We start from the raw sequence: 19,609 nt of genomic DNA, 5'->3' as shown, positions 1-19,609 counted from the left end.
AATTGAGTTAGATTTTTACTAAATTAATAAAGTGTCGTTCCCGTTGTCCGATGTACCATTACATAATAAATACATCATTAAAATATACCTCAGAATGCCTTATTTCACTTGATTTGCAGTAGCACCACCCTAATTTGATGTAAAAAAATTTAACATAGTGATGTAGTGATGATGTAGTGGATAAAGCACGGAATTTATCCCTTTTTAATGGGCAACACCGCTATTAAAAAGTTATCAGAAAATTGGAAAGGTTGTCAGAACTGTCCATATCCAGTTTTTTTCGCAGTCGGTATCGATGTATTTCAACGCCCCTGATGGATATCGCCATCAATGGTGCTATCTCCTTTGTGGAAAGATTCATTTTTAGGTAGGCACATAATTTTAAATCCTTTGGCGTCAATGCTGGGTATTCTGCTAAAAGTCTTTCAAAAAAGTCTTCGTGCAATTCCTTGAAGTTCACTTCAAAGCGTTTCCAATCTTCGGTATCTTGAATAGACCTATTTAATTTTTTGATGAACGACCTATATCGTTGTGAATTGGAGAATTTATCCTTGTTCATCAGGAGCATGTTTTTTAGCTCCAATATCATTTCATTCTTTTTGGCGATGTTGAGGGTCGTACTCGCCAATTCGTTTTGCTTCAGCCGTATTTCCTTTGCCAATTTTTCCTTTTCCAGCTTGGCCAATCGCTCCTGCTGTTCTTTTTCCATCTGTTTCTCCAATTCCCTTTGCTTTCGCATAAATTTTCTACGATTGTAGAGCCTTATCGCAATCACGACCAACACCGCGCCAATGCCATAAAATATCATACTGATGGTGGAAAGGTACCAAGGTGGTGTAATTTCAAAATTGATGATATTGGGAGCCGAAACCTTATTATCCATCCCGGCAGTGGACACTTTAAATGTATATTCGCCATGGGGTAGGTTCTGAAAATTTATGAATCCATCCTCGGCATACTCAGAATATTCTTTTGGGCCTTCAAGCTCATAATAATATCGGGACTGTATAATTTCCGGGCAGGATGCTTCTATGATTATTGACTGTGAATTTTTAAAAGGTATCTCAATTTTTCCCTCCACTGAGTACTTGTTTTTCTGGTCATTTAAAACGGTAATATCAGGAACGGGAAGGGCATGTTGATTGGACTGACTTTTTAATTTGTAATCGTTGACTTTTGCAAAACCATCACTCAACGTAATAAATGAAATGGAATCGTTCATTTTAATCAACCGCTGGGAATCTGGAATCAACCGTTCCCGTAGCGGCAAGTCCGTAATCATCAAACTATCCCTTTTTAAATCGGTATAGATAATCGATTTTCTTCCTTCACCATCAACAAACCAAAAATGAGTATCATCAAAAAATAATAGTTCCTTGTTGGAATAATTGGAAAATTCCTCAAAAGAAACAATGTTCTCGCCAATGGGATTATACTTGAACCATTTGCCTTCGCTGGAGAAGACCATTTGATTTTTAATGTTGTACACCTTTACGTTATATTCACTCGGGGCACTTTCTTCATGAAATCTTTGGGTTTGCACAACCTGCGCGTAGTCATCATCCAAATGTATCCTATAAAATCCCTTGTAGGGGTGGGCCGCCCATAAAATGCTAGGAGTTTCAAAAGACAATTGTTTTACGGGAAAATCTATTCCCCTAATCTTGGTGACCTCCCATTCTCCATTGGGTTGTTTTATAAACTTTGTGAGTCCGTTGTAGGTGCCCTGTATATACGTTGCATTCTGATCGGGTACTTTTATAATTTGGTACCCCCCCGATTGTGAGGTCAACAATTTGAACCCATTCTCTTCAACCTTATACGTTCCGGTATTGTGTCCGCACAATAGGTCGCCCTCAACCTCAATCAAATTCCAAACATGTCCTTGTGAGCCATTAACAAACTTCAATGTATTCCCTTCAAAATAAAATACGCCTGTATTACTGCCCAGATATAATCTATCATTATGATTTACCATGTCATAGACCATTCCCAATGTTCCAGAATAATCTGTGTAATACATGATTGAATTGTTGAGTTTTGCCCTTGCTATTCCATTATCCAATCCCAACCACAACTGATCATTGAAAAGCAACATGGAAAGCACTGTATTATTCTGAAGGCCAGATTCACGGTTTACTATTTGATACGAATCTGTATTGGTATTGAATAGGTACATCCCATTTTTAATGGTTCCAAAACCAATCTCATTTTCTGCCATAAGCACCATTTTGTTCAACTGATGAAGTTTAAGCTCATCATTTACCTTGGCGTTCCAGGGTTGTAAGCGCTGACCATCAAAAAGGTAGCATCCACTTAATTTGGTTCCTACCAAAAGTTTATCCTTCAGCAAAATCATATCCGTCACCGTCTTTCCCTGTAATAATTCTTGATTGGGCAACGGGACAAGTCCTTCGTCCGTAAGCTCAAATAGACCTCGCAACCCCCCAGCTACAATGATTTTGCTATTAAATTCTATAATATCCGATATGACGGGTTCGGGATCTACAACTTCTATCTTGTTGCCATCATAACTGTAAATAGATGAAAATGAGCGAAAAAAAACTTTATTTTTTACAGGAAGAATTTCCCAAAACTCCTCACTGGTAAATTCGTGGTCTTTTATAAGTTGTGTCAAGGAAGTGTACTCAAGTTCTCCCAATCGATTCTTTTGCCAGTACCCGAATTCTTCATAGGAACCTGTATAGATTCTATCACCAATCGACTCAACCGATCTAATGATGGTATTGTTGGGGAGTTTGTTGAGGTTCCACTGCTCTCCATTAAAGTGCAGCAATCCCTTGTTATTGGCCACAAACAGCTCTCCATTGGCATTTACGGACAAATCCCAATTTTTACTGGCTCCTTTATATTCCAGTAACCGGTAATTATAAATGGGGGGAAGCAGGTTTTGGCCGCTTAGCAATAGAGGGATGAGGAAAACAATAACCCTAAACAGCATAAAAAAGATATTTTTTTGTTTGTTGCCCAAAAAATTGTTTGTAGTACTCAATATACAAAACTGGTCTCAAAGAAAGACAATCATAGATTTATGCAGGATAAAATACGGGAGGTGCGATCGGCTGATTGAAAATCTCGAGCTAAGCATAGAATGTTTTTTTGATTAACTTATGTTGGTTTTAACCCAATTTGACCTGTAAAGATTCAAATGTAAGGGAAAAACAGTACGGAAACAGCAGGGTAGCTCCTGTATATTACACCTCTTAATTGACCCTTTATGAAGCTTCGCTTTCGAATAACCAATCTCTTTCAACTTTTTACTTTTTTAATTCCTGTTCTTCTTTTAGGACAGCTTTCCAATGAAATCAATCCAAAATTATTGGAGTCATCATGGGATGCAAACTGGATTGCCCATCCCACCGAATCCAGAACCGAATATGGGGTGTATTTGTTCAAAAAGGAATTTAATCTGGTCGCTGTACCTGAGAAATTTGTGGTTCACGTTTCTGCGGACAACCGATACAAACTCTATATCAATGGCGATTATATCACCAATGGTCCAGCAAGGGGAGATGAACAAAACTGGCGATTTGAAAGCTTGGATATCGCATCCTACCTCAAATCGGGAACAAATGTGGTAAGTGCTGTGGTATGGAACTTTGCACAATACAGACCCTTGGCTCAGCACTCCGCTAAAACCGGCTTTTTGCTCCAAGGAAATTCAGATATGGAGAAAATTTTGAACACTGATGAAACTTGGTCCGTTGTCAAAGATAAGGCGTATAGTCCCCTCCCTGTCTCCATGAACGAATTCTATGTGGTCGGACCTGGTGAACATTTTAATGGGTCTCTACACCCATGGTCTTGGATGAATGCTGGTTATGAGACTGATTTTGTCAAGGCCAAGGCCTTTGAGCCTGCCCAAACCCAAAAAAGCCTGAGGTATTGGGGCAATATACCCGCCCTTGTACTTACACCCCGAACCATTCCTTTGATGGAGGAGCATCTTCAGCGTTTTGAGTCCATACGGCGTTCTTCAAATACAATCGGCATAAAATCAAAACTTCTTTTGGGCGAAGGGTCCCTGAGCATCCCCAAAAACACACAAACCAGTATTTTGATAGACCAAGGTTATTTGACCAATGCCTATCCGGTATTGACCTATGCAGGCGGTAAAGGGTCATCCATTAAAATAACCTATGCGGAAAGCCTCTTCAATGAAAATGGACAAAAAGGAAATCGTGATGCGATTGAGAACAAGTTCATAAAAGGAAACTCCGATGCGATTATCGCGGATGGTGAAGCTGATAGAACCTTCCAAACACTTTGGTGGCGTACCTTCCGGTATGTGAAGTTGGACATTGAAACCAAAGATGAAGCGTTGAAAATAGACGATTTTCATAGCATCTCCACAGGCTATCCCTTTGAAGAAATTGCCTCGTTCAAAAGTTCGGAACCTGTGCTTTCCAACATTTGGGATGTGGGATGGCGAACCCAGTTATTGTGCTCTGGGGAGAACTATTTTGACTGTCCATATTACGAACAATTGCAATATGCCGGGGACACTCGAATCCAATGTTTGATATCCTCTTATGTTTCTGGGGATTTTAAGCTCTTTAAAAATGCATTGGAGTCCTATAACCATTCCAAGATGCCATTTGGCCTCACCCAAAGTAGGTATCCCAGTTTTGATACGCAGATCATCCCCACTTTTTCTTTGGTTTGGATCACCATGTTACACGACTATTGGATGCTAAGCCCAAATAATGATTTTCTGGAACAAATGATGCCTGATATCCTGGACATTGTCCAATGGTTCCAAAATCGATTGGATAACAATGGCATGTTGGGGCATTTGGAGTATTGGCAATTTGTGGATTGGGTTAATTATGATGGTTGGGAACATGGGGTCCCTCCGGGGGTGTATCATGATAATTCTGCCATTATCAGTCTTCAATTGGTGTACACGTTACAAAAAGCGGCAGCTCTGTTAAAATACTACAACCGACCTGATGAGTCTCAAAGATTGGAAGCGCTCGGTGAAAAGATTAAAACAGCCGTAATACGGCAATGTTGGACTGAGGAAAAAGGTTTGATTGCTGATACTCCGGATAAAAAACTTTTTAGTCAACATGCCAATATCTTGGCAATTTTAACCGAAGCCATTTCACCCGAAAATGCAAAAAACCTGATGGAAAAGGTTCTGGCTGAAGAGAAAATGGCCCAATGCACTTATTATTTTACGTTCTATCTGGTGGAAGCCTTGAAAAAAGCAGGAATGGCCGATAAGTACCTTTCCACCCTTGAACCATGGGAAGAAATGTTGGATAATGGGCTCACCACCTTTGCCGAAAAACCAGACCCTACACGTTCGGATTGTCATGCTTGGAGTGCTTCACCCAATTATTATTTTCTTTCACTCATTGCAGGGATAGAACCCATGAAACCCGGGTTTGAATCAGTTAGAATTGCACCAAACCTTGGTGATTTACCTGAAATTGAATCTTCCATGCCCCACCATTTGGGAATGATAGGGATAAAGCTTGAAAAAAGGTCTGAATCTAATATTACGGGCACCGTGACCCTGCCCAATGGATTAAATGGTGTTTTTGAATGGAAAGGAAAACAAACAGCACTTCAATCTGGTGTTAACCTTATAGATTTATAAACTTATCAGTGTGATACAGGCTGACGGTTAGCCCTTAAAATCTTATCTTTTCATCTTAATTCAAATATAAGAGGCTCCGAGAATTCTTCTTTTTAAGGGTGTTGCACCATAAATGACCCAGCTTTAACCAGATAATTTTAACAATGATTAATATAAGGTTAAATAAACAAAATTTTAATTAAGCAATGCATCAAGAAGAGTATATTCCAACCATTTATAATATCTTTTTTAATTGAATATTCAGCTACCCTAAAGGAGTTGCCAAAACATTGGATTGATAAGCTTTTAACCTAAAATATGTACGATTACTTAAAAAGAACAAAGTTTAAAATATTCTTGACCTGCTTGTTGGCGGTTTTGGTCAATTGTACCCAAAAAAACCAAGAAAAAACGCTATTTCAACTAGTGTCTCCAGAGGAGAGTCATGTAGACTTCAACAATGCATTAACTTCAACGGATTCCTTAAATGTTCTGGATTTTGAGTACATGTACAATGGAGCCGGGGTAGCTATTGGCGACATCAACAATGATGGATTGAGTGACATCTACTTCAGCGGTAACCAAGTCTCTGGCAAACTCTACCTGAACAGAGGAAACCTAACGTTTGAAGACATTACCGATAAAGCCGGTGTAGCAACCACAGGCTGGAGCAATGGGGTTTCCATGAACGATGTTAACAATGATGGACTCATTGATATTTATGTCTGCAGGGGCGGTCCAAGGGGAACAAAGGAAGAAGATAAAGGCAACCTTTTCTTTTTAAATCAAGGAAATGGCACTTTTAAGGAGGTGGCCCAAGAAATGGGTATCGCCGACACCGGATATAGTATTCAGGCTCTTTTCTTTGATTATGACAAGGATGGCCACAAAGATTTATACGTGCTCACAAACGCTTTGGTCGATTACAATCGAAACAACACCAAACCCATAGAAAAAAACGGTACATCCATCAGTACAGACAAATTGTACCGCAACAACGGAGATGGCACTTTTACCAATGTGAGTCAACAGGCAGGAGTAACTATTGAAGGTTTTGGTTTGGGGGTAACTGTTTGCGATATCAATGAAGACCTTTGGCCAGACCTCTACATTTCAAATGATTTTTTGACCAATGATATTCTCTATCTCAACAATCAAGATGGTACTTTTACAAATAAAGTAAAGGAATACATCAAACACCAAAGCTATAACGGCATGGGCAATGATGTAGCCGATATTGACAATGATGGCAAGTCTGACATCATGGTACTGGATATGTTTCCGCAGGACAACCAACGTATCAAACAGACCATGATGAAGCCCAGCTATGACACCTATACGAGAAATATTAATTATGGGTATTCACCCCAATTTGTTCGAAACACTCTCCAATTGAACAACGGCAACGGAACCTTCAGTGAGGTAGGGCAATTAACAGGCCTTCACAATACGGATTGGAGTTGGGCTCCACTTATTGCCGACTTTGATAATGACGGTTGGAAAGATGTTTTTATCACCAACGGTTATCGTAGGGACATTACCAATCTGGACTATGTGGTGTACAGTGAGCAAAACAGTGTCTTTGGCGAAAAAAAAATAGACGAAAAAGACCAGCTGAACAAGCTGACATCCCTCCCAGAAGTTAAACTGCACAACTACATCTACAAAAACAACGGCGACCTCACCTTCACCGATATGGTGAAAGAATGGGGACTGGAACTTCCCAGCTATTCAAATGGTGCGGCCTATGCCGATTTGGACAATGATGGTGACCTCGAGCTAATTATAAATAATATTGATGACAAGGCCAGTATTTATAGGAACAATGCCATAGAGCAGCAGGACTCGGTACAAAGTGACAAACACTTTCTAAGAGTCAAATTAACCGGAACAAACGATGCAACCGGCACCAAGGTATCCGTGTACAAAGACGGACTTTCCCAACATCAATCGTTTTCTCCTGTCCGTGGCTACCTGTCCAATGTGGAACAGGCATTTCATTTTGGTTTGGGCAAGGCCACCCAGGTAGATTCGTTAAACGTGATTTGGCCCAATGGATTTGAACAATCCCTTAAAAATATCCAATCTGATAAAACCGTGGTGTTAAATCAGACAGATGCTAAACCAATGGTGAAGGAAAATAAAGATGTTCCCACTTTGTTCACCAAAACAAACGAAACATTAAAAATTGACTATCAACATACAGAGGACGATTTTATAGAATTCAAATGGCAACCCACTTTATTACGCATGTATAACCGTTTAGGACCAGGTTTGGCGGTTGGCGACGTAAATGGCGACGGCCTGGAAGACTTTTATGTAGGGGGAAGTAAGAAAAAAAAGGGAGGATTATTTATCCAACAAAAAGACGGAACCTTTACACCCAAGGAGTTTGGCGAAGAAGAACCTCGTGAGGACATGGGACTCGCATTTGCCGACATTGATTCAGATGGGGACTTGGATCTACTATCCGTTCATGGGGGTGGTGTTTGGGAGATGGCTCGAAAAGACTATAAAGATGTAATCTACGTGAATGACGGAAAAGGAAACTTCGCGATCAAAACCTTACTGGAAAGGGATTCCAGAGGTTCGGTGGTCCGACTCGCGGATGTAGACCGTGATGGAGATTTGGACATTTTTATTGGAGGTCGGGTAATCCATGGTTCCTACCCCTCAAGTCCTAAAAGCTACCTACTCAAAAACAACAACGGCACATTTGAAGATGCTACAGAAACTGTTTTTGGTTCTGAGGGGCAACTAGGTATGATTTCAGATGCGCTTTGGACCGACTTTGACGATGATGGCTGGACAGACATGATCATGGTGGGTGAATTTATGGAAATCCAATTTTTAAAAAATGAAAATGGAAAGTTAGTGAACATAACATCACAAACCGGACTTACCAACCATAATGGGCTGTGGAACAGCATTGTTTCAGGAGACTTTGATGCTGATGGGGATACCGATTATGTTATGGGTAACCTAGGTCTCAACAATGATTTTAAAGTAAGCCCAGATGAACCGCTGACCCTCTATGCCAAAGATTTTGATGAAAATGGCAATATAGACCCTTTGGTAAGTTGCTATCGAAACGGTAGCGAGCATCTCATTCACCCCAGGGATGTACTCATAGATCAAATCAATGGAATGAGAAACCGGTTTTTGGACTATGAAACCTATGCCAATGCCGATATGAGCCAAACCCTTTCCTCAAAAGACTTGGAAGGAGCCCAAATTTTTAAAGCAACCAATCTGGCTAGTACCTATATTGAAAACCTGGGCAACGGTAAGTTTAAATCAAAACCATTACCGCTACAGGCCCAATTCTCACCTATATATGGTATGCAGGTACAAGACTTCAATACCGATGGATATATGGATGTTCTTGTAGCTGGAAATCAATTTGCAGTTGAACCTTTTATGGGAAGGTATGACGCTTTTGTTGGATTATGCTTGTTAGGGGACGGACAAGGCAATTTTAAAACCGTGCCCACAAACAAAAGTGGGCTGGACATTAGTGGTGATGCCAAGGGAATGGTTTCGATTCAATCAGCCACTGGTGGACATAACATCTTGGTAGGGCAAAATTCCGGTAAGTTGCAATCCTACAGTTATGGGGGGAAATTAAGTCAGGTAAACGCTAGTACTATGGATTCCCATGCGATAGTTCATCTAAAAAATGGGGGGACTTATAAAACGGAATTCCACTATGGAGGTTCGTACCTAAGCCATCCTTCCCGTAGTTTAGCGATTGACAAAACAGTAATAGATTATATTGAGATTTTCGATTATCAAGGAAATAAAAGAAAAATAGAAATACAATCATAAACTTTCAGTAGCAATAGGAATAGCATCATGAATAGAATAGATCAGGTCCTTAAAAAAAGATTTTTTATCGGGTGGTTTTGTGCAATTATGCTTGTTGGGTGCAATCAACAAGTGGATGAAGTAAAATTGCATCAATTGACCGATACGGCGGTAATGGACTGGAACTCCAAATTGACCGATGTAATCGTAGCGGACATTTTTACACCCCCTGTTTCCAGCAGGATCTATGCCTATTGCAATGTTGCCGCTTACGAGGTATTGTCCAAATCAGACCCAAACTTCCACAGTTTTGCCGGTAAATTGAATGGGTTGGAAGCCACCCCAAATCCACAAGAAGATAAAGAATATAATTTTCCAGTTGCTGCCATGGTTGCTTTCTCATCGGTGGGTAAAAATTTGGTCTTTAATAGCGAGGCCATGGAAAAATTACAAAACGATTACCTCGATGAAATCAAAGCTACAAACCTCGACGAAGCCACACTTGAGAATTCTATAACTTTTGGCAATGAGATGGCGGGTCACATCATGGCTTGGGTCAAAAAAGATGGCTATAAAGAACGCAGCGCCATGTCTCGCTATCAAATTGACCATAACGATCCTGGCACATGGCAACCCACTCCACCCAATTATATGGAAGCCATAGAGCCCAATTGGAGCACTTTACGTCCTTTTACCCTGAAAACATCCAATCAATTTGAACCTGCTCCGCCAACGCAATTTGACTCCATCCCCTCTTCACAGTTTTATCAAGAGACCATGCATGTTTATGAATCGGTCAACAATTTAACCGAAGAAAATTTGGCCAAGGCCAAATTCTGGGACTGTAACCCAAATATTTCCTATACCAAAGGGCATGTGATGTTCTATCATCAGCAAATTTCTCCTGGTGGACATTGGATCATGATCGCATGCCAAGCGGCCAAAGCGGAAAAATTGAATCCCATGAAGGCTTCAGAAGTATTGGCCAAAACCGCCGTTACCATTGCTGATGCCTTTATCAGTTGTTGGGCTGCCAAATACAATACTGGGCTCATTAGACCCGAGACCTATATCAACCGATATATAGATCCTGATTGGAAACCAATTCTTCAAACTCCCGCTTTTCCAGAATACACTAGCGGACATAGTGTGGCCTCAAGCTCCGCCGCCACAATGCTTACCCATCTTCTTGGAGAGAATTACAGTTTTATTGACTCAACGGAAGTAAGCTATGGACTCCCCCCTCGTCCTTTCAAATCATTTAGGCATGCTGCCGATGAAGCAGCCATAAGTAGATTGTATGGAGGAATCCACTATATGCCTGCGATACAAAATGGAGTTGAACAGGGAAAACTGATTGGCGAGCATGCTATTCGAACACTAAAATGATAGCCAATTGATTCCTCTCATACTATTGAACACTTATGAAAAGAACCCTTTTCTTTTTATTGGCCGTGATTGTATTGGCAAGCTGTAGAAACAAAGCCAAAAATACTTCGCAAGACAATGTGGATGATACTGAAGTTCAGCTTAAGGACCATACCAATAATGTGGAAGAACCTCCAATGGAAACTCCAGAAGGAATGATCTGGATTTCTGGCGGGGAATTTATGCAAGGGGCTGTGTCACAGGATAAAATGGCCATGATGCATGAAAGACCTGCCCATAAGGTCCATGTCGATGGATTTTTTATGGACATCCATGAAGTGACCAATGCCCAATTTGCCCAATTTGTGGAAGAAACGGGATATATCACCGTAGCGGAAAGGGAGATTGATTGGGAGGAAATGAAAAAGCAGTTGCCCAAAGGTACACCCAAACCCCATGATTCCATTTTGCAACCGGGTTCATTGGTTTTCAAAAAGACCAAATCCAGCGTTCCCAACCTATATGATTATTCGCAATGGTGGGAATGGAAAATCGGTGCCAACTGGAAGCATCCAAATGGACCGGAGAGCACTATAAAAGATAAAGAAAACCAACCTGTGGTACATATTGCACTCGAAGATGCACTTGCCTATTGTAAATGGGCTGGAAAGAGACTACCTACCGAGGCTGAATGGGAATATGCGGCACGGGCCGGGAGAAAAGACGACCTGTTCTTCTGGGGAAATGATATTGGTGAGTTAAGTTCCCATGCCAATTCGTGGGAAGGTGAGTTTCCTGTGGAAAATACTATGGAAGACGGTTTTGAACGTAGGGCTCCCGTGATGAGCTACTCCAAAAACAACTTTGGACTCTATGATATGGCCGGCAATGTATGGGAATGGACTAATGATTGGTACAACACCAATTATTATAATGAACTCGCTGATAAAAATGAGGTTGTGCAAAATCCAAAAGGAGCTGCCAAGGCATTTAATCCCTCCAATCCGTATGCAGAAGAAAAAATCATCAAGGGAGGGTCTTTCCTATGCAGTGCTTCATATTGTGCCAGTTATCGAATCTCAGCAAGAATGGCCACCAGTCCAGATTCGGGAATGGAACATTTGGGGTTTAGAACTGTACTGTCACCTAATTAAGAACAAGGAGACCACTCAAAATATAGCGGTTGTCCCATTGTGGAAATACATTTTAATGCCCTTAATGTTGGTAGAGTCCAGGTTCTACCATTCAGCAAGACTACCATCTTGGTTCCTCCAAATTGGGTTGCTCCATTGATGGCCCTCGTTCACGGCGCTCCTAAGTTTTTCTTCATCAATGCGCACACCCAGTCCCGGTTCTTTTAAAAGTGAAATGTAGCCATCCTCCATGTCAAAAACTTCTGGGTTCTCCATATAGTCCAATAGGTCATATCCCTCATTATAATGAATGCCCAGGCTGCTTTCTTGAATAAAGGCATTTATGCATGTAAAATCAATTTGTAAAGCCGACGCCAATGAAATCGGACCCAATGGGCAATGCGGCGCCAAAGCCACATCATACGCTTCAGCCATGGCCGCAATCCTTCGTACTTCAGATATACCACCTGCATGACTAAGATCGGGCTGTACGATATCAACAACACCCCTGTGCAGTAGTTCCTTAAAATCCCATCTGGAGAACATACGTTCTCCCGTGGCAATGGGAATGGATGTAAAGGAATACACATGCTCAAGAACACCGTTGTTTTCTCCCAGTATGGGCTCTTCAATAAACATGGGGCTATAGGGTTCCAATTCTGAGATGAGTCTCTTCATCATCCCTTTGTGCACCCTCCCATGGAAATCAAGTCCAATATCCAAGTCATCCCCAAATTCCTCTCTGAGCAATTGGATGTTCTTGGTCACGCTTTTTATTTTTTTTGTGGAATCAATCCACTCCATTGCACCTGTGGCGTTCATTTTTACCGCCGTATACCCCTCTTTTACCTTGGACTGGGCTTGTTCAATGACCACATCTGGGGTATCACCACCGATCCAGCAGTACATTTTCATTTTCTTTCTGACCGCTCCGCCCAGCAATTCATGGACTGGAACACCCAAAGATTTTCCCTTGATATCCCAAAGTGCTTGATCAATTCCAGCCAAAGCGCTCATCAATATGGGACCTCCTCTATAAAAGCCTCCGCGGTATATGATTTGCCATATATCTTCAATGTCATTTGCTGATCTACCAATGAAATGTTTAGAAAGTTCCTGCACACATGCAGCAACCGTATCCGCTTTTCCTTCCACAACTGGTTCACCCCATCCAATTATGCCTTCCTTGGTGGTTATTTTAAGGAACAACCATCTTGGTGGCACCTTGAACAGTTCAATATTTTCAATCTGTAACTGACCCATTTTAGCTTTTTAGACGTTCCACAAACTTTGATGCACTAATTTTGATCGCATTCAAATCTTCTTTCGTTGCAACTTCTGATGGAACCAACGTACTTCCAATGCCAACACCATCAATCCCTGATTCAAACCAATCGCCGATATTGGCAATCCCTATACCACCAACAGCAAAAAAATTAGTACTGGAAAAGGGACCTTTCAAAGATTTAAAATAGCCCGTACCAAACTGATTTGCCGGGAAAAGTTTGATGATATCGGCCCCAAAATCAATAGCATTGGCTATCTCGGTTGGGGTCAAAGCTCCCATGACCACTGGTATATCAGCCTTTTTTGCCACATCCACTACGGCTTTATTGGTATTGGGCGTAACCAAAAATTGAGACCCGGCTTCAATTGCTTTAAATGCTTGGCTTTGGTTGGTGATTGTACCGGCCCCAATTAAGATATCTGGGTATTTCTTCCGTGCTTTTCTAATTTCAACATCAAAATTTGGTGTATTGGAGGTAACTTCAAGTGTCTTGATTCCCCCTTGTATGAGGTGGTCAATGACACTAGCTGTCATTTCGCCATTTTTAAGGCGAACAATTGAAATGATTTTTTCCTCCAAGAGTCTATATAGTATTTTTTCTTTCTTCATCGTATCACATGTCCTGATAGATTTCCATCCACCACCGAAAGAATTTCTTCCTCCGTGCTGGTATGCAAATCCCCGTTTATGGTATGCTTGAGCGCAAAGGCAGCTGTAGCAAATTCTACTGCCTTCTCTACTTCCCATCCCTTGTTCAAAGAGTGAAGATAGGCCGCCGCAAAGGCATCCCCTGTACCAAAGCGATCTTCTACTTGAATCTCATAAGGCTTTGAAAAGAAGGTTTCATTGTCCTTAAGTGCTGCACCTTGAAGCTTATTTTGCGAAGCGGAGCGATGTTCCCGTATGGTAAAAGCCAGATTTTTTACCCCGAAAAGGTTACTTGCCTTTAACATTGCCCTTTCTGTTCGCTCCATTCCATCCTTTCCTGAAAATTTTAAATCATATACATCATCCAAGGCACCCAAGTTGCCAAAAATCACATCTGAGTTTGCTATTATGGCATCAAATATGTCCCGAGCCGTTTTCCCATTAGGCCATAATGTCCTTCTAAAGTTTAAATCAAAACTGACCTTAACACCATATTTTTTAGCGGTTTCCGCAGCCAAAATTGACTCTTTGGCACATTGATCGGACAAGGCTGGCGTAATTCCGGAAAGATGAAGCCATTTCGTATTTTGTAAAATAGCATCCCAATCCAATTCTCCAGATTCCATTTGACTTATTGCGGAACCCTCTCTATCATACACCACCCGCGATGGCCGGATTGATGCACCCAACTCTATAAAGTAGGTTCCCATTCTATGGCCTCCAAGCAAAACATTATCGGTGGAAACCCCAAATTGATTAAGTCCCAATAAAGCGGCCTTACCCATGGGATTATTGGGCACTTTGCTCGCAAAGGAAACCTTATTTCCCAAAAAGGATAGGGAAACCGCCACATTGGATTCTGCTCCTGCGTATCCCAAGGCAAACTCTTGAGCAAGTAACAATTTACCCCCCTTTTGCGAGGGTGTTAGTCTTAACATGATTTCCCCAAAGGTGACAAATTCCATCATTGTTTTAATGCCTTTATATAATTCTCACGGGTTATCCTTAAGTGTTCCCTCATAAAATTCTCAGCTTTTTTCGCATCTTGGGAAATTATTGCATCCGCTATCAATTGATGATAATGCATCATCTCCTCCTTATCCTTTTCAAGATTCCCCTCAACGGATTTTGCAAAAACCCCAAGTTTAAATTTTGGCATAAGATTAAATATGGGATCCACTAACAAATGCAACACAGGATTGTCAACACAATCAAGTAGGATACGGTGGAATTGGTTGTCGAGCTCAGCCTCTTTCCTTTTATTTTCCAAAGGGCATTGCTTCATCTTTTGAATATTCTCTTGCAATTGAGCCAAATGATCTTCTGTTCTAACGAGGGCTGATTTTGCGGCTATCATCGGTTCGATCATAGCCCTCGAATCAATGGTACTCAACATTACATCTTGATCGGATGACAACTTAAAGAACATGTTCAATGTTTCGGAGGCATTTTTAATACTCATCTCAGAAACATAAGCCCCACTCCCCTTTTTCACTTCTACAATTCCCTTTGCATTTAATCCTTTGATAGCCTCTCGAACCACAGTTCTGCTTACATTAAAAATGGAACAGAGTTCATTCTCAGTCGGTAACTTCTGCAAGGGCTGATATTGACCTTTTCTGATTGCTCTGGTCAGTTCTTCTTCAACCTGTTTGCTAAGGGGTCCACGATTTTCTATGGGTTGAAACAAATTCATTAAGAATATTTGTCATACATCATACAAATTTATTTAAAAATAATGAAATATGCATCACTCCGAGATAGATTAGTTAATCTAGATTATGGAACCTTGATTACCACAACAGGGCATAAATGACCGTCAGGACTATCATGATGCAAAAGGCCACAATGTTGAACAACGGTCCGGTCCTGAAGGTTTCCTTTTTTAGTTCTATCCCCTTGGGGTCATCCTTGCCATTGGTTTGTACATAACTGGCCAGCATGATGACCGCCATGGTGATAAGACAGGTTAGGCCCATTTGGTCCATCCATGGCAAAGATGGAAAAAGGGGTTCAAGCGCACTTCCCCCGGCCCAGCCCTTTGGGCCAACCTTGAAGAACATGGCGATGGGTATGGAGATCAAAACCCCAATAATGGCACCTCTGTTGGTCGTCTTTTTCCAAAAAAGTCCCAATAAGAACACAGCCAGGATACCGGGGCTCACCACTCCAGTATATTCCTGTATAAATTGAAAGGCTTGGTCCAATCCTCCCAAAAGTGGAGCCACGACCATGGCAATAATCAGTGCACCCGCTGCTGAGAGCCGTCCTACCCCGACAAGCTTCCTATTGCTTGCGCCATAGTTTATGTGTTGTTTGTAGATGTCCATGGTGAAGATGGTTGAGGTGGAATTCAACATGGAGGCCAATGATGACACGATGGCCGCTGCAAGGGCCGCAATGGCAACACCCTTGAGTCCTGTGGGCAGGAACTGCATCAACCATGGGTAGGCCTTGTCCGAAGCCCCCGAAGAGGGGATGTTGGCCAATCCCTGTTCCCCGAGGCCCGATAATAGACCTGGATCATTGACGATGACGTAGGCCGCGATTCCAGGGATTACAACAATCAAGGGGATGATCAATTTCAAGAAAGCTGCAAATAATATCCCCTTTTGCGATTCCTTCAGGGATTTGGCAGCAAGCGTTCGTTGGATGATGTACTGGTTGAACCCCCAGTAGTAGAGATTCGCCACCCAGAGACCACCAACGAGCACACCTATGCCGGGCAGGTTGATGTATTCAGGATTGGTTTTGTCCAATATCATATCAAAATGACCCGGCACTGTATCAAAGACCGTTTGGAGGCCGGCCATAACCCCATGTCCGCCCGAGACGGTATCCAATGCCAAATAGGTCGTGACCAAGCCGCCTAAAACCAAGAACACAACTTGGATAATATCTGTCCAAGCAACTGCAGCCAATCCACCGTAAAGGGAGTAAGCTGCTGCGAAAAGGCCCAAACCAATAATGGCATAGATCATATCAATACCCAAAATGGTCTCCAGCGCAAGCCCTCCCAGATACAGTACCGAGGTAAGGTTCACAAAAATGTAAAGACAGACCCAAAACACGGCCAAAATAGATTTTAGATTGCTAGAAAAGCGTTTCTCAATGAATTCCGGGATGGTGTACAGTTCTTTTTCAATGAATACGGGCAAGAAATACTTTCCCACAATGAGAAGCGTCAGAGCGCCCATCCATTCATAAGATGCAATCCCCAGCCCAAGGGCAAAACCTGAACCCGACATACCGATGAACTGTTCCGCTGAAATGTTCGCCGCTATCAGTGAAGCTCCAATGGCCCACCACGGCAACGCCTTGCTTGCCAAAAAATAGTCCTCAGTGCTCTTCTCACCCCCCTTCTTGGTCCGTGAGACCCAAAGTCCCACTGTCAATATCACCAGTGCGTATAGCACGAAGACCAGATAGTCCCAAAATTCAAAACTGCTTTCCATAATTATTGGTTGTTCGTTATCGGTTCATTTTTATTTGTTGGTCGACGCCCATTTCAATGGCCCTCCATTTTGGTATAGTGTTCCGTTGGGAGCTGGGCCAAGGCCATGGCTGCCTGTTCAGCGGTGATGTCCCGCTGTGGGTCGGCGAACATTTCGTAGCCAACCATGAATTTTTTTACCGTGGCCGAACGCAACAAAGGTGGGTAGAACGACATGTGAAAATGCCATTCGGGATGCTCCTCCCCGTCTGTAGGCCGCTGGTGAATCCCCGATGAATAGGGGAACAAAGTCTCAAAGAGATTGTCGTACTTGGTAGTTACTATTTTTATCATCTCTGCAAAATCCCTCTTTTCCTTTCCATTCATTTGTGAAATATTCTGATGGTGTTTTCTGGGAATGATCATCATCTCATAGGGCCATACCGCCCAATAGGGCACCAGTGCCACAAAATAATCATTCTCCGCGACTATCCGCTCCCCCAGTTCCAGTTCTTGTTCCAGATAATCCCCCAAAAGGCTCCTTTGGTTCTTTTCCCAATGCTCTTTTTGATGGATGGTCTTCTTCTCCACTTCCCGCGGAACGGAACCCTGTGCCCAGATCTGTCCATGGGGATGGGGGTTGCTGCAGCCCATGATGGCCCCCTTGTTCTCAAAGATCTGAATATGATTAATGCCCGGGGCTTTTCCCAATTCTGAATATTCACTTTGCCAAAGGGAGACCACTTTTTCAATTGCGGAAACTTCCATTTGGGGGAGTGTCAAGGAATGGTCGGGTGAAAAGCAGACCACCTTGCAAATACCGGCCTCGCTTTTTCCCATTAAAAGTCCCTTGTTATATACCTCCATCGATGTATCGGGAAGCAAAGCTGAAAAATCATTGACAAAACTGAATACATCCCCATAATTGGGATTGGCCTGCCCGCCTGCCCTGACATTTCCAGGGCACAGATAACATTCCTTATCGTAGGATGGTTTGTCCAAGGTGGACAGTTTTTCCTGTTTGCCCTGCCATGGCCGTTTGGTGCGGTGTGGCGAAACCAGTACCCACTCTCCAGTAAGAATATTATACCTACGGTGCGGTATTTGGTTCAATTGGTTATCAGCCATGCTTTTTTATGATTGCTGTCCCTTCACTGGGAACGGTTTGGAACGGTGAAAGTTCAATTGAAAATTTCTTTTTGTAGGCCTCGCTTACCGCGCTCACAAAACTGTCAACGGCTTCCTTATGGATAATGTTCAAGGTGCATCCGCCAAAACCGCCTCCTACCATCCGGGCGCCAAGTACTTCTTTCCAATCCCTTGAGAAATCCACCAAAAAATCAAGCTCTGGGCAACTGACCTCATATTTTTTGCTCTGCCCCTGGTGGGACTCATATAAAAGTTTTCCCAAGTTGGTTAAATCATTGTTCTTCAGGTGCTCCACAGCTTTCAGGACCCTTTGGTTCTCTTCAAGTACATAACTGCACCTTCGGTACCTTACATCGCCCAGTTCCTCCCTGCAGCTGTTGATCATGTCGATGGTTATATCCCTAAATGAATTGGGTACTCCATAACGTTCGGCAATAATCTTAAGACCGGAAGAGCTTTCCTCCTTCCTATCATTATAACCACTTGTGGAAAGATTATGTTTGACATTGGTGTTGAGCATCAAGATTACATAGGGGTCCATCTTGGTGGGAATGTACTCAAAATCCAGTGATTGGCAATCTAGTAGCATAGAATGATTTTTTCGCCCCATAACGGAAGCAAACTGATCCATGATACCGCATTGGGTGCCCACAAAGTTATGTTCAGCCCTTTGACCAAGTTTGATTATTTGCCAGCGATCAAGTCCTAAGTCGAAAAGCTCATTCAATCCAAAGGCTAGCCCACATTCCAGTGCTGCGGAGGAGCTCACCCCCGATCCCACGGGTATATCCGTCTCCATTTCACAGTCAAATCCCTTTAGGTCCTTTGTGAGCAACTGCATCTCATTTAAAACGCCCAGCACATAATTGTGCCAACCTTCAGTGCCCTTGTCTAATTTGGCAAAATCAACGATCAAAACACTGTCAAAGCCCTTGCTCTTTATGGTGCACCTGGTATTACTGCCATTGACCCTAAACCTCATGGTAATGGACTTATCAATGGCGGCCGGCAGCACAAACCCATCATTGTAGTCTGTGTGCTCCCCAATTAAGTTGACCCTCCCGGGCGAGGAGACCTCCAGGTCGTATGCTAATTCTGCGACATCCAGGTCGCCATTTATTTTTTTCTCCATTAAACCACTATCATTTTTCATCTATCTCTAAAAATCAAATTGA

General features: G+C 42.3%; 12 protein-coding genes. 4 read left to right on the top strand and 8 right to left on the bottom strand.

Annotated elements, in window-relative coordinates; all coding sequences use genetic code 11:
* Positions 1-223 precede the first annotated feature (223 nt).
* Positions 224-2,962 (bottom strand): Two component regulator three Y domain-containing protein, encoded by a 2,739-nt coding sequence (locus tag FG28_RS13760; RefSeq protein WP_036386636.1) that lies wholly within the window; start codon positions 2,960-2,962, stop codon positions 224-226.
* 276 nt (positions 2,963-3,238) lie between these two features.
* On the opposite strand from FG28_RS13760, the gene FG28_RS13755 reads away from it, so the two are divergent.
* From FG28_RS13755 to FG28_RS13740, 4 genes are all read left to right on the top strand, one after another.
* On the top strand, positions 3,239-5,629 hold the full coding sequence (locus FG28_RS13755) for a family 78 glycoside hydrolase catalytic domain (protein WP_051947333.1): 2,391 nt from the start codon (positions 3,239-3,241) through the stop codon (positions 5,627-5,629).
* A gap of 297 nt (positions 5,630-5,926) precedes the next feature.
* A complete protein-coding gene (locus FG28_RS13750; protein ID WP_051947331.1) occupies positions 5,927-9,436 on the top strand; it encodes a VCBS repeat-containing protein in 3,510 nt (1,169 codons plus the stop codon).
* Positions 9,437-9,463: 27 nt separating this feature from the next.
* A complete protein-coding gene (locus tag FG28_RS13745; RefSeq protein ID WP_036383682.1) occupies positions 9,464-10,804 on the top strand; it encodes a vanadium-dependent haloperoxidase in 1,341 nt (446 codons plus the stop codon).
* 35 nt (positions 10,805-10,839) lie between these two features.
* A complete protein-coding gene (locus tag FG28_RS13740) occupies positions 10,840-11,937 on the top strand; it encodes a formylglycine-generating enzyme family protein (protein WP_036383679.1) in 1,098 nt (365 codons plus the stop codon).
* Between the two features lie 84 nt (positions 11,938-12,021).
* On the opposite strand, the gene dgoD is transcribed toward FG28_RS13740, so the two are convergent.
* From dgoD to galK, 7 genes are all read right to left on the bottom strand, one after another.
* Complete coding sequence (gene dgoD / locus FG28_RS13735; RefSeq protein WP_036383676.1) at positions 12,022-13,179, bottom strand: galactonate dehydratase; 1,158 nt, start codon at positions 13,177-13,179, stop codon at positions 12,022-12,024.
* A gap of 1 nt (position 13,180) precedes the next feature.
* Positions 13,181-13,813 (bottom strand): bifunctional 4-hydroxy-2-oxoglutarate aldolase/2-dehydro-3-deoxy-phosphogluconate aldolase, encoded by a 633-nt coding sequence (locus FG28_RS13730; protein ID WP_036383673.1) that lies wholly within the window; start codon positions 13,811-13,813, stop codon positions 13,181-13,183.
* Positions 13,810-14,820, bottom strand: coding sequence for a sugar kinase (locus FG28_RS13725; protein ID WP_231562631.1), 1,011 nt, complete (start codon positions 14,818-14,820; stop codon positions 13,810-13,812). The genes FG28_RS13730 and FG28_RS13725 overlap by 4 nt, the downstream gene beginning before the upstream one ends.
* Positions 14,817-15,548 (bottom strand): FadR/GntR family transcriptional regulator, encoded by a 732-nt coding sequence (locus FG28_RS13720; protein ID WP_036383670.1) that lies wholly within the window; start codon positions 15,546-15,548, stop codon positions 14,817-14,819. The genes FG28_RS13725 and FG28_RS13720 overlap by 4 nt, the downstream gene beginning before the upstream one ends.
* Positions 15,549-15,645: 97 nt before the next feature.
* Positions 15,646-17,307: a sodium/sugar symporter gene (locus FG28_RS13715; protein WP_036383668.1), complete on the bottom strand. Its 1,662-nt coding sequence runs from the start codon at positions 17,305-17,307 to the stop codon at positions 15,646-15,648.
* 53 nt (positions 17,308-17,360) lie between these two features.
* Positions 17,361-18,413, bottom strand: coding sequence for a UDP-glucose--hexose-1-phosphate uridylyltransferase (locus FG28_RS13710; RefSeq protein ID WP_036383666.1), 1,053 nt, complete (start codon positions 18,411-18,413; stop codon positions 17,361-17,363).
* Positions 18,406-19,566, bottom strand: coding sequence for a galactokinase (galK, locus tag FG28_RS13705; protein ID WP_036386629.1), 1,161 nt, complete (start codon positions 19,564-19,566; stop codon positions 18,406-18,408). The genes FG28_RS13710 and galK overlap by 8 nt, the downstream gene beginning before the upstream one ends.
* Between the last annotated feature and the right edge of the window lie 43 nt (positions 19,567-19,609).

It is taken from the genome of Muricauda sp. MAR_2010_75, assembly GCF_000745185.1.
GTDB lineage: Bacteria > Bacteroidota > Bacteroidia > Flavobacteriales > Flavobacteriaceae > Flagellimonas.
The sequence above is the reverse complement of the archived record's forward strand: the minus strand, read 5'-3'. Positions and strand labels throughout refer to the sequence as shown.

Coding starts and splice junctions, on each gene's coding strand:
- FG28_RS13760 (WP_036386636.1), bottom strand. CDS start 2,962: ATGCTGTTTAGGGTTATTGTTTTCCTCATCCCTCTATTGCTAAGCGGC.
- FG28_RS13755 (WP_051947333.1), top strand. CDS start 3,239: ATGAAGCTTCGCTTTCGAATAACCAATCTCTTTCAACTTTTTACTTTT.
- FG28_RS13750 (WP_051947331.1), top strand. CDS start 5,927: ATGTACGATTACTTAAAAAGAACAAAGTTTAAAATATTCTTGACCTGC.
- FG28_RS13745 (WP_036383682.1), top strand. CDS start 9,464: ATGAATAGAATAGATCAGGTCCTTAAAAAAAGATTTTTTATCGGGTGG.
- FG28_RS13740 (WP_036383679.1), top strand. CDS start 10,840: ATGAAAAGAACCCTTTTCTTTTTATTGGCCGTGATTGTATTGGCAAGC.
- dgoD (WP_036383676.1), bottom strand. CDS start 13,179: ATGGGTCAGTTACAGATTGAAAATATTGAACTGTTCAAGGTGCCACCA.
- FG28_RS13730 (WP_036383673.1), bottom strand. CDS start 13,813: ATGAAGAAAGAAAAAATACTATATAGACTCTTGGAGGAAAAAATCATT.
- FG28_RS13725 (WP_231562631.1), bottom strand. CDS start 14,820: ATGATGGAATTTGTCACCTTTGGGGAAATCATGTTAAGACTAACACCC.
- FG28_RS13720 (WP_036383670.1), bottom strand. CDS start 15,548: ATGAATTTGTTTCAACCCATAGAAAATCGTGGACCCCTTAGCAAACAG.
- FG28_RS13715 (WP_036383668.1), bottom strand. CDS start 17,307: ATGGAAAGCAGTTTTGAATTTTGGGACTATCTGGTCTTCGTGCTATAC.
- FG28_RS13710 (WP_036383666.1), bottom strand. CDS start 18,413: ATGGCTGATAACCAATTGAACCAAATACCGCACCGTAGGTATAATATT.
- galK (WP_036386629.1), bottom strand. CDS start 19,566: ATGGAGAAAAAAATAAATGGCGACCTGGATGTCGCAGAATTAGCATAC.